We start from the raw sequence: 10444 nt of genomic DNA on the forward strand, positions 1-10444 counted from the left end.
CAGCATGATGTGGGTGACCCGGTCGGCGACCAGCCGCATGCTCGGCCTCTTGTACAGCTCGGCGCGCATGCGGGCGATGAATTCGTGGTCGCTCACGCCGCTGCGCTGTTGTTGCGGATCGGACTCGTAGCTCGAGCCTGCGGTCGTCTGTGCCATGTCCCCTCCTCGGTGCCCGGGCAGGTACCCTTGACCGCGCTTCTATATAGAAGTCTACCGTAGATTTGTGCTCGAGGGTAGGGCCCGCCGAACTGACCTGCACCTGGACCGCTCCCGGCAGATGCCGCTCGTGCGCGGCTGCGGGCGCCTTGCCGCGCGGCCGTGCGACAGATAGGTGACCAGGGGGAACGATGCGCCACGGTGAGAGACGAATCATCGGACGGGAGCGTCGACGAGGACATCGAGTATTGGGGCCGTCCCCCCAAACGGGGGCCGATGCCTCGCTGATCGATGTCTCGGCGATGTCAACAGGGCAACGCCCGCATGAACCGCCGAGTGACGGCTGGGTGCCCTGCCGCTGACAATCCGCGGGCCCGGATTCTCCACAAGGACCCGGGTCCGCCAGCCAGGTCCCGGCAACACGTCGGAGCTCCCCGGCATACTCACACCACCACAACCCATCACACACCGAGAGACGGCATCGCCATGATCAGTTGGACCCTCACCGCCGCCGCCGAAGGTGACACGACCACCCAGACCGGTGCCGCCCTCGACCTCCGCACCGCAGCCACCGAACTCATCGACGCCACCAGAGCCTCCATCATCGAGTCCGCCGCCGCACACCGGCCCGTCTACACGCTTACCCTCGACGGCGATTGGCTCAGCTCGATCGCCACCGGCGACACCCCCACCGGCGCACCCGACCGCGACCTCGTCCTCGACCGACTCGCCGATATCGAAAACGAACTCGTCGGCCGAGAACGCGTCACCGACCCGAACTAACCGGCGCCACGAGCCGTACAGGCGCGGGCGCGGCCGCACGGCGGTGACGGACTCGGGCGCGCGACGGCAATCCGGTCGACGAGGACATGGTGGCTCACCCACCTGACCACCGTTGACGTCGCCACAGCCGTCGGCGGTGGTGTCCGGGAACCTTCCGATTGTGTTCGTGTGTGTTTCTATTGCGTGGCAGGCCGGAGGGTGCCCGCGGTGCGGCACTCCCGCAGCGGCTGGGATGAGGGCGTCTAGGCGGTGTGCCTTGCCTTGGGATGGTGCGCGTTTGGCGTAGTGCCCACGCGACATCGCCACGGATTCGCGGACGCGGCGTCCGGGTGTGGCGGCCTGCCGAGATTCCTCCAGCGGCGACTCTCCTACAGCGATTTCGCGATGATGCCCTTCATCACCTCGTTGGCGCCGGCGTAGATCCGCTGCACGCGGGCGTCCTCATACATCCGCGCGATCAGGTACTCGCGCATGTATCCGTAACCGCCGTGCAACTGCACGCAACGGTCGATCACCTCGCACTGCTTGTCGGTTAGCCAGTACTTGACCATGGCTGCCTCGGCGGCATCGAGTTCACCGCGCAGGTGCGCCTGGATGCAGTGGTCGAGGAATACCTCGCAGGTGCGGGCGATGGTCTGACACTCTGTTAGCTCGAAGGCGGTGTTCTGGAACTCGAACAGGCTGTGTCCGAACGCCTCACGGTTCTTTGTGTAGGAGACCGTCTCGTCGACGGCACGACGCATCGCGCCCGATGCCTGCGCCCCAATGATCAGTCGCTCCTGCACCAGCTGCGCCATCAACTGACCACAGCCCTGCCCCTCCAGGTCGCCGAGCGGGTTCGACATCGGCACTCGCACATCGGTGAACGAAAGTTCGGAGGTATCGGCGCCGTGCTGGCCGACCTTATCGAGAACCCGACCGACCACGAAGCCGTGCTGATCGCGCAGGTCGACGATCAGCATGGATACGCCCTTGGCGCCGGCCTTCGGGTCCGTCTTGACGGCCATCACGATGACGTCGGCGGACGCACCGTTGGTGATAAATGTCTTCGACCCGTTGATGATGTAGTCGTCACCGTCCCGGATCGCGGTGGTCTTGATCGCCTTGAGGTCGGATCGGATGATCGCCCGTGAGCATCACTATTCGCCGGATACCGTCGGCCCTCAGCCGTGACAACACCTCGAGTGCCTCCGGGACGAACCTCTCGCGGAGGCTGATCAGCCCGACTAACAGGCGACTGGGCGGGTCGAGCAGCGGCGCCCGGCGCAGACCGTACCGGCGGACACCGAGCAGGATCAGGGCGGCGCCACCGATGGCCATCCGCACGATGTCGGCGTTTCCCGACGTCGGCCGATCGCGGGGACCGGTCCGGGACCCGCGATCGCGGGGTCTCCTCGCCGGCCGAAATCGCATCGAGCAGCTCGGCGCGGTCGAGCCGCCGGGGCGATTACCACACCACCACCGAAGCGGTCCGCGGGTAGTCGTGCACCGCCCGCACCCCGGAAATCTTGGCGACGGCATCCTCGATCGCCACCGCGCCATCGCGTGTCCGGAGATATTTGGAGCGGCCCGCGCAACCGAGGATCGCAGCGAGCTGCTCGCCTTCCTGCCGCTCGGGCCCACAGCGACTCAGCGGTGTTACCGGATCGTGCAGGTACCGCCGGAAAGCGTCGAAATCGCACTTACTGGTCGGTAATTCGGATGCGGGAAGTGGCGCGATGGCATGGACCATAGACCCTGGACTTCCATGCTCCGGCTCACGAGAATCACTGAAGTGCCGCCCGTCACGACTATGTGCCGGTGACCGTGTAGTTCGTGTCCGCTGATACCCGTCGTTGGCGGGGGCTGCGCTTGGCTGCACCACAAACCCCTGCTTGGAGCCGCGACTCCCGGCCAACGTCGCCAGCCACGAATCGAGCTCCCGATCGTGTCCTGCTCATTCCTGCGCGTCGACACCGCGCCCTTCGCCTCTCGGGTCAGGGTGCAGACCCATCGGCACCCGTCCAATACCGGTACCGATACCGATACCGCATAGGTCGATGCATTCTAAGTGTTGGACGCGCATCACATCATGCTCGTACTGTGATTTCAGTCGCATCACCACGATTCAGGAGAACTTCTTGACCACCTTTGCCCCGGGCGAGCTCGCTGGACACCTTGGCTCCGGATTGCTGTCGTTCCCGGTTTCCCACTTCACCGAGAATCTCGCCATCGACGAGTCTGCATACCGGGAGAACATCTCTCGGCTGACCAGCTACGAGGTCGCCGGGATCTTCGCCGCCGGCGGCACCGGCGAGTTCTTCTCTCTCACCGGCGGTGAGATCAGCACGCTGGTACGGGCCGCGGTCGCCAGCGCACCGGAGAACACCCCGGTTCTCGCTCCGGCCGGCCTCGGCACAATGCAGGCGATCGATATGGTCCAGGATGCCCAGTCCGGCGGCGCCGACGGCATCCTGCTGTTCCCGCCCTATCTCACCGAAGCATCGGGCGATGGCTTGCGCGAGTACGTCCAAGCGGTCTGCCGGAACACTGAACTTGGCGTGGTGGTCTACAACCGGGCCAATGCGATCTACCCCGCCGACGTGTTGGCTGAAATTGCCGAGGCCTGCCCCAACTTCATCGGATTCAAGGACGGCGTGGGTGACCTGGAGGCCATCACCCGTATCCACGGTCTGCTCGGTGATCGGCTGGTCTACATCGGCGGCCTGCCGACCGCGGAACTGTTCGCACTGCCTTACCTGGAGCTGGGGGTCACCACCTACAGTTCGGCCATTTTCAACTTCCTTCCCGACTTCGCGCTGGCTTTTTACCGCGCCGTCCGCGCAAGGGACACCGTGACGGTGCGCCGTCTGCTGAACGACGTGGTCCTGCCCTACGCGGCAATCCGCGACCGCAAGCCCGGCTACGCGGTGAGCATCGTGAAGGCGGGTATGCGCCTCACCGGACATTCGGCGGGACCCGTTCGGCCGCCGCTGACCGAGCTCGATGAGACCGAGGTGGCCTTGCTGTCCGACGTCGTCAATGCTGCAAACCAGCTCACTCCGGCGCTGGCCACAGCAGGTTCGTGAGGGAATCACCGATGATTGCCCATGGTGTCGACAGCCGTGTTGCCGTCGCCGCGCATATACCGACCGGCGCAATGGTCATCGGCAACACACCCGTGGACGGTGCTGCGATCGAGCGGCTCCTCCGCCGGGTCGCCCACCAGGACCTGCTGCCTTCGACCCGGCGGACTCGACCCTCCGCCGGTATCCGGCGGAGGGTTGACGGACGTCAGACCCACCCCAGACCCATTGGTAAGGATGAACGGCCATGACCGCATCAAAAATCCAGACCAGCGCGAGCATTATCGAACCACCGGTAGCCGGCGAACCGACGGGCATCCCTGCTCGCCGCAGACCGCGAATACGGCGAGACTCGCTGATGACCGGCGTCAAAGCCGCCGTGGGCATCGTCGGGCTGTTGGGCCTCTGGCAGCTCGCGGTCGTCGTCACCGACCCGCCCGAATTCATTCTGGTCGGCCCGCTCTCGGCGTTCCAAGAGTTGTTCATCCGACCGAACTACTTCGTCACCAATGCGTGGGTCACCATCGGTGAAGCGCTTGCCGGATTCGTTGGCGGCGTTCTGCTGGGTGTCCTGTGCGGTGCACTTCTGCATTACTCGCCCACCGTGCGCACCTTTCTCTATCCAGCGCTGGTCGCCGTCGACACCGTACCCAAAGTCGCACTGGCACCGCTGTTCATCGTGTGGTTCGGCTTCGGGTTCGAGTCCAAGGCGTTCGTTGCCATGGCCATTGCATTTTTCCCGCTGGTCATCAATACCTTCGATGGCCTCAGTTCCGTCCCGCATGAGCTCAAAGAGCTGGCCCGGATCAACAAGGCCTCCACCTGGAAGCGGCTGACGAAGATCGAGTTCATCTATGCGCTTCCCTCGATTTTCTCCGGCTCGAAGATTGCGATCTCCTTGGCGGTCGGTGGCGCCGTCGTCGGTGAATTCATCGCCGGTTCGAAGGGTCTTGGTTATGTGATCATGCTCGCCAACAGCCAGGTGGATCTGGCGTCGATGTTCGCCGCGTTCTTCGTCCTCGCCGCGATCGCGCTGGTCTTGTTTTTCATCGTCGACTTCACCGGCAAGAAGCTCATGCCATGGAAGTCGTATACGAAATGACCAACAAGCTTGGAGACCACCATGAGTAGAACACGCACGTGGCGCTCAGTAATCGTCGCGGCGATGCTGTTGCCGTTTGCCACGGCCTGCGGCACAGGAAGTTCGGAGAATGCGATGTCGGTCATGGTCGACGTCGGCTACCTCCCCAAACACGCACCCTTCTTCGCCGCCGTCGATCGCGGATTCTTCGGGGAGGAGGGTCTCGATGTCACCATCATGCCCGGCTCCGGCTCCGGCAATACCGTCGCTGCGGTGGACACCGGAAAGGTGGACGTGGGCTGGGCCGACTTCGGTGTCACCGTTCTCAATCAGGGTCGCGGCGCCCAGGTCACGCAGGTCAACCTGTTACAGGCCCGATCGGCCTATGCGGTGGTCGCGATGTCCGACGGAAACATCCACGACTGGGATGACCTCAAAGGCAAAACCGTCGCCACCGAAGGTGCCGGCGCTATGACCTCCATGTGGCCCTTGGCCCTGAGCCGGCTAGGGCTTGCCGAGCAGGACGTCAATGTCGTTCACGCCACCAGCAGCGCCAAGATCCCAGGTCTGCTCTCGAAGCAGTGGGATGCCAACCTGGCGCTATCGGTGTCGGATGCTCCCGCGATCGACGCGCTCGGCAAGGTGCCGGTGGTGCTGAAGTGGTCCGATATCGGCATCGACCTGTACGGCAACGGCCTCATCGTTTCCAACGAACAGCTGAGGAGCAATCCCGACCGGGTCAAGCGATTCAACCGGGCGATGCAACGTGCCTACCTGTGGTCGTGTGAGCACCCGGAGGAAGCCGCTGACTCCTTCCACAAAGAGGTCCAAGGATATGAGACCCGCACCGTGGTGCTCGCACTGGACGAACAGTGCGCTCTCAACCAGCAAGTCGGTGAAGAGGATGTGCCCTTCGGCCGCATGACCGATGCCGGGGTACAGCAGATGATCGACGTCTCGCGCGAGTTCCTCGGCCTCGACCCGAATACGACGCTCAATCCCGCTCAGGTCTACAGCAACGACTACCTCGACCCCGTTTCCAGTGACGACATCGCCGTACCGTGACCGCCTCTTCCCTCCGGAGCCAGTAATGAACAGCCACACCGCAATCAGTGTCAACAACGTCGGGGTCTCGTTCCGGTCCCGTGACGGCGACACCAACACCGTCCTGCAGGGCGTGGACTTCGACGTCGAGCACGGCCAGTTCGTGTCGATCGTCGGCCAGTCCGGCAGCGGTAAGACGACGCTCCTGAAGACGATTTCGGGACTGCAGCCCGCCACCGCGGGCGAAGTGCTCATCAAGGGCGCACCCATCGCCGCGGGGGTGACGGAGATCGGCATGGTGTTCCAAAGCCCGGTCCTTCTGCCCTGGCGCAACAACCTGGCCAATGTGCTACTGCCTCTAGAATTTCGCGGCACCCGCGACGCGAACGCCAAAGCCAAAGCCAAGCAACTGCTGGCGATGGTCGGGCTCGAGGGCAAGGCCAAGCGGTATTCCTACGAACTCTCCGGCGGCATGCAGCAACGTGTCGCCATCTGCCGGGCCCTGGTGTCCAACCCGGAATTGTTGCTCATGGATGAACCGTTCGGGGCCCTCGATGCCATGACCCGCGACAGCATGAACTTCGAGATCCAGCGGATCTGGCGGCAAGCCGGATGCAGCGTCCTCTTCGTCACGCACAGCATCTCCGAAGCTGTCTGGCTCGGGGACCGGGTCGTCGTGGTCGGCGGCCGTCCCGGACACATCGTCGCCGACATCACCATCGACCTGCCCCGTCCGCGGGACAAAGAGCATCGCTACTCCACAGAGTTCGCCGACTATGTCAGCGAAGTCGAATCACACATCGGAGTCACAGCCGGAATCAGCTGACCGTCCACTCCGACCACCTCACCTCACGACAGGAACGTCCATGCTGCATCTGTCCGCAGACCCCACAGCCCTGGCCACCCAATTCGATCTCCATCCGCAACGAAGCCTGCTGTTCTCCGCTATCCGGCTGGACTCCCATCCGCTGGTGTTGCCGCTGATTGCCACGCGTGACGGGGACGAGCCCACTCTGCTGGTTCGCCAACAGGAACAGGGCAATGTGCTCTCCGCCGGAGTCCCGCGAGAGCGCATCCGCTTTTACGCCCCGTGGGTGACCATCGATCCGCGCCCCGTCTCCGGTGTTCACACCGCCGCATCGTTGACCGCCCTGGTATCCGAGCTCGCCGCTGACGACGCGGTCGTGCTGGGGGCCGATGTGGTGTACAGCCATCAGCTGGCACTCGCCGAGACCCTGGAGGTCACCACCGAATCGGTACAGCCGAGTCCGGTGCGGGTCCGCGCGCTCTCCACCGCTGAGGTTGAAGGACGGTTCGCCCAATGGCGTGAACGCGGTGCGACTACGGCGACCAAGCTGATTGCCGACGTTGCGCACCTGAAAGGCCTCGACGCACAGTTCGGTGCCGGTGACACCCGCTATCCGGGTCTGAAATCCATTACCGCGGAACGTGAGCTCGATGCCCTGGTCATCGCCGCGCCGCCGAACTTCTCCGAAGCCACTGGACGCGAACCCGGCGACGGAGCGGTCGTCATCTGGGTGCCGGGCACCGACCGGGTACTCGTTGCGGCCACCGACGCCGCTGACAAAGATCACTACGGCACCGCGGTCGGCGAGTACGCATCACTGGGCGAGGCCGTCGCCGCGCTCGTACCCGGCCGCCGAATCGGCGTCGAAGAAGAGTTCATCTCGGTCAGTGTCGCCGGCGAGCTCGCCGGTCACGGTCTGGAACTGGTGGGGACTTCCCAGGATCTCGCCCACTGGCGCGATATCCGCGACAACGAGGATCTGCCTTTCCAGGTAATCGCCGCACGAACCAGCGTGTACGCCATCGAGGAGGCGCTGGCGTGGGCCGAGCACGAAATCGACGCCGGGGTCGAGTTCACCGAGATCGACATCTACCGCCGCTATCTCGGTCACATCGAAGAGTTCCGGCGCGACAACGACATCCCGTTCGAGGTGCAGCCGTACTTCACCAACCTCCACTCGTCGAACCGGATGCTGTTCCCCGGGCCGCCGGTGGACTTCCCCATCAACAGGGAGACCACCTGCATCCAGCTCGATGCCGGAGTACGAGTCACCATCGACGGCGTCGTCGTGGCCACCTCGGATATGGCGCGGTCGCTACCACGGACCGCGGCGGCGAAAGAGGCCTATGAGCTCTTCTTCACCGTGGTCCGGGAGGGCATCATCGGTCAGTTGCGTCCCGGCGTGGTCTGCGAGGACGTTCACGAAGGGACCCTGGAGTTCCTGGCGCCACACCTGCCCCGCCTGATCGAGATCGGGATGCTCGGCGAGGAAACCGATTTCAACACGATCTACCGACGCCGCAACGTCGGGCACCTGATGGGTAAGCAGGAGTCCTTCGCCAATGAGCTGCGCCCGGGATACAAGCACGCCCTGACTATCGGGTCCTACGGTGCCGCCGAGATACCGTGGCGGTACAACGATGCCGCGATCGGCACCGAAGACCTGTGGTACATCGGCACCGACCGGACCTACATCCTCTCGCAGCGCTGAGCAGGAACAGACATGATGACCGACACCAACACCCATGATCCGCAACGCCGGCTGGCCGACAGGCAGCTAACCCTGCCCGACCTCGGCGCCCCCGCCTACGCCTACGAAGCCTGGACGAGGCACCGTGACATCTTGTACCTGTCGGGACAGATCTCCCGTGCCGCGGACGGACAAGTTCTCACCGGCCGCGCAGGCGCGGACGCCACCGTGGCCGACGCATCCGCGGCAGCGGAGACCGCAGCACTGAACCTGCTGGCCAGAATCGATCAGGCCGTCGGGCTCGGGCACGTTCGGCAGGTTCTGAAGCTGAACGTCTGGGTTGCCAGCGACGCTGATTTCACCGACCAGCCGACGGCCGCCGAGGCCGCGTCCCGACTCCTGATCGACGTCCTCGGTGATGCGGGCCGGCACGCCCGCACCGCGCTGCCGTCGCATGTGCTGCCGAAGAACGCTCTCGTTGAGCTCGACGCCACGGTCGCAGTGAACGACTAAGCAGAAAGCATCATTCGCATCGCACCGACACGTGACAGTCCTGGGCCCGATCGGAATCGGGCCCAAGACTGTCACGCGTGCCCAGCGTTCCCTTGGCTTCGTCGACGAACCCCGTCCGCATTTGCTCCGTAGGGGTTCGCATCATGGCGAGAATGAGGTCAAGACTGCAGAGGTGGACGGGGGTCTGCTGGTGTCTGCGTGTGTCGGCGCCGAATAGTCGGCTCCGATCGTCGACCAATGGGCTGGGCATTGTGACCTCGTCCTCGGACGAGGTCACATCCACGCCCAGGATCTCCCGGTAGCCTTCGGTGTTGACCCCGACCGCGACCAGGGTGTGCACGTCGCCACCCGCCCGTTCTCCCGCACCTTGGGAACGAGGGCGTCGGCGGCGACGAACGTGTACGGGCCGGCATCGAGTGGTCGGCTGCGAAACGGCTCGACCTGGGCGCCGAGGTCCTTGGCCATCACAGACTCCTGCGACTACGACAATGAGGTGATGCCGAGGGAATCGACCAGGTTCTCCATCCGCCGGGTCGACACCCCGAACAGGTAGCAGGTGGCCACCACCGAGGTCAGGGCCTTCTCCGCCCGTTTGCGACGTTCGAGCAACCAATCGGGGGGAAGTACGAGCCGGACCGCAGCTTGGGGATGGCGACATCGAGAGTGCCGGCGCGGGTGACGAAGTCGCGGTTCCGGTAACCGTTGCGGCTGTTGACGCGACTGTCGGAGCGTTCACCGAAGCCGGCGCCACACAAGCTGTCGGCCTCAGCACCCATCAGGGCGTCGATGAACATCGAGAGCAGACTGCGCAGCAGATCGGGGCTGGCGTCGGTGAGCCGATCGGTCAATTGTCACCGTGGTAGCCCTGGTAGTCGGGTTGGCGATTGACAGGAACTCAAGTCTCATTCTCGCCGCGTCCGCACTAGGGCGTGTCTCCCAATGATTTGGGGTGTTGTGCTGCAGACTCTTCGCTGTGGCAGAGGTGATGGATCGATATCAGGTGTTGACGGACAAGCAGTGGGAGTTGCTTGCGCTGCTGTTGCCCAGTTCGGATGGGCTGCGGGGGCGGAAGTTCCAGAACAGCCGGCTCGTGGTGGAGGGGATGCTCTACCGGCTGCGTACCGGAAGACGGTGTGGAAACGGCACCGACGCTACGCCGGGGATGGAACGTGGGATCGGGTACTCATAGCCCTGGCGGCGATGGCCGATGCCGGTGGCGACCTGGATTGGGCGGTGTCGGTGGATTCCACCGTGGTGCGGGTGCACCAGCACGGCGCCAACGCCGCGCGTGACACAGGGGGATC

The 10444-nt window shown here is 64.3% G+C and carries 8 protein-coding genes and 3 pseudogenes; 8 read left to right on the top strand and 3 right to left on the bottom strand.

Annotated features, from left to right (window positions below):
- The first annotated feature begins 642 nt into the window (after nucleotides 1–642).
- Nucleotides 643–939, top strand: coding sequence for a hypothetical protein (locus AZG88_RS13330; RefSeq protein ID WP_061697949.1), 297 nt, complete (start codon nucleotides 643–645; stop codon nucleotides 937–939).
- Nucleotides 940–1307: 368 nt separating this feature from the next.
- Here the strand turns inward: AZG88_RS13330 and AZG88_RS13335 are convergent.
- Nucleotides 1308–2054 (bottom strand): annotated as a pseudogene (locus tag AZG88_RS13335) (acyl-CoA dehydrogenase family protein); the annotation flags it as partial.
- A 1-nt stretch (nucleotide 2055) separates the two neighbouring features.
- Nucleotides 2056–2524: pseudogene (locus AZG88_RS55530) on the bottom strand (copper-transporting ATPase); the annotation flags it as partial.
- A 535-nt stretch (nucleotides 2525–3059) separates the two neighbouring features.
- On the opposite strand from AZG88_RS55530, the gene kdgD reads away from it, so the two are divergent.
- The 6 genes from kdgD (at nucleotide 3060) to AZG88_RS13375 (ending at nucleotide 9140) form a co-directional block, all read left to right on the top strand.
- A complete protein-coding gene (gene kdgD, locus AZG88_RS13350) occupies nucleotides 3060–4007 on the top strand; it encodes a 5-dehydro-4-deoxyglucarate dehydratase (protein WP_061697952.1) in 948 nt (315 codons plus the stop codon).
- A gap of 244 nt (nucleotides 4008–4251) precedes the next feature.
- On the top strand, nucleotides 4252–5106 hold the full coding sequence (locus tag AZG88_RS13355; protein ID WP_061697953.1) for an ABC transporter permease: 855 nt from the start codon (nucleotides 4252–4254) through the stop codon (nucleotides 5104–5106).
- A gap of 9 nt (nucleotides 5107–5115) precedes the next feature.
- Entirely contained in the window at nucleotides 5116–6150 is a 1035-nt protein-coding gene (locus tag AZG88_RS13360; protein WP_231913969.1) for an ABC transporter substrate-binding protein, read from the top strand.
- A gap of 25 nt (nucleotides 6151–6175) precedes the next feature.
- A complete protein-coding gene (locus AZG88_RS13365) occupies nucleotides 6176–6955 on the top strand; it encodes an ABC transporter ATP-binding protein (protein WP_061697955.1) in 780 nt (259 codons plus the stop codon).
- 40 nt (nucleotides 6956–6995) lie between these two features.
- Entirely contained in the window at nucleotides 6996–8648 is a 1653-nt protein-coding gene (locus AZG88_RS13370; protein WP_061697956.1) for an aminopeptidase P family N-terminal domain-containing protein, read from the top strand.
- 12 nt (nucleotides 8649–8660) lie between these two features.
- Nucleotides 8661–9140: a RidA family protein gene (locus tag AZG88_RS13375; protein WP_231913970.1), complete on the top strand. Its 480-nt coding sequence runs from the start codon at nucleotides 8661–8663 to the stop codon at nucleotides 9138–9140.
- Between the two features lie 259 nt (nucleotides 9141–9399).
- Here AZG88_RS13375 and AZG88_RS13380 read toward each other — a convergent pair.
- Nucleotides 9400–9988: pseudogene (locus AZG88_RS13380) on the bottom strand (transposase); the annotation flags it as partial.
- A 137-nt stretch (nucleotides 9989–10125) separates the two neighbouring features.
- Between AZG88_RS13380 and AZG88_RS55535 the strand changes: the two are divergent.
- The gene (locus AZG88_RS55535) at nucleotides 10126–10329 is read left to right on the top strand and encodes a transposase (protein ID WP_442971716.1); all 204 of its coding nucleotides are present in this window, start codon (nucleotides 10126–10128) and stop codon (nucleotides 10327–10329) included.
- Nucleotides 10330–10444: the final 115 nt, after the last annotated feature.

Origin of the sequence: Rhodococcus sp. LB1, from assembly GCF_001583455.1 — a bacterium.
GTDB classification, from domain to species: Bacteria; Actinomycetota; Actinomycetes; order Mycobacteriales; family Mycobacteriaceae; genus Rhodococcus_F; species Rhodococcus_F opacus.

Coding starts and splice junctions, on each gene's coding strand:
- AZG88_RS13330 (WP_061697949.1), top strand. CDS start 643: ATGATCAGTTGGACCCTCACCGCCGCCGCCGAAGGTGACACGACCACC.
- AZG88_RS13355 (WP_061697953.1), top strand. CDS start 4,252: ATGACCGCATCAAAAATCCAGACCAGCGCGAGCATTATCGAACCACCG.
- AZG88_RS13365 (WP_061697955.1), top strand. CDS start 6,176: ATGAACAGCCACACCGCAATCAGTGTCAACAACGTCGGGGTCTCGTTC.
- AZG88_RS13370 (WP_061697956.1), top strand. CDS start 6,996: ATGCTGCATCTGTCCGCAGACCCCACAGCCCTGGCCACCCAATTCGAT.
- AZG88_RS13375 (WP_231913970.1), top strand. CDS start 8,661: ATGATGACCGACACCAACACCCATGATCCGCAACGCCGGCTGGCCGAC.
- AZG88_RS55535 (WP_442971716.1), top strand. CDS start 10,126: ATGGATCGATATCAGGTGTTGACGGACAAGCAGTGGGAGTTGCTTGCG.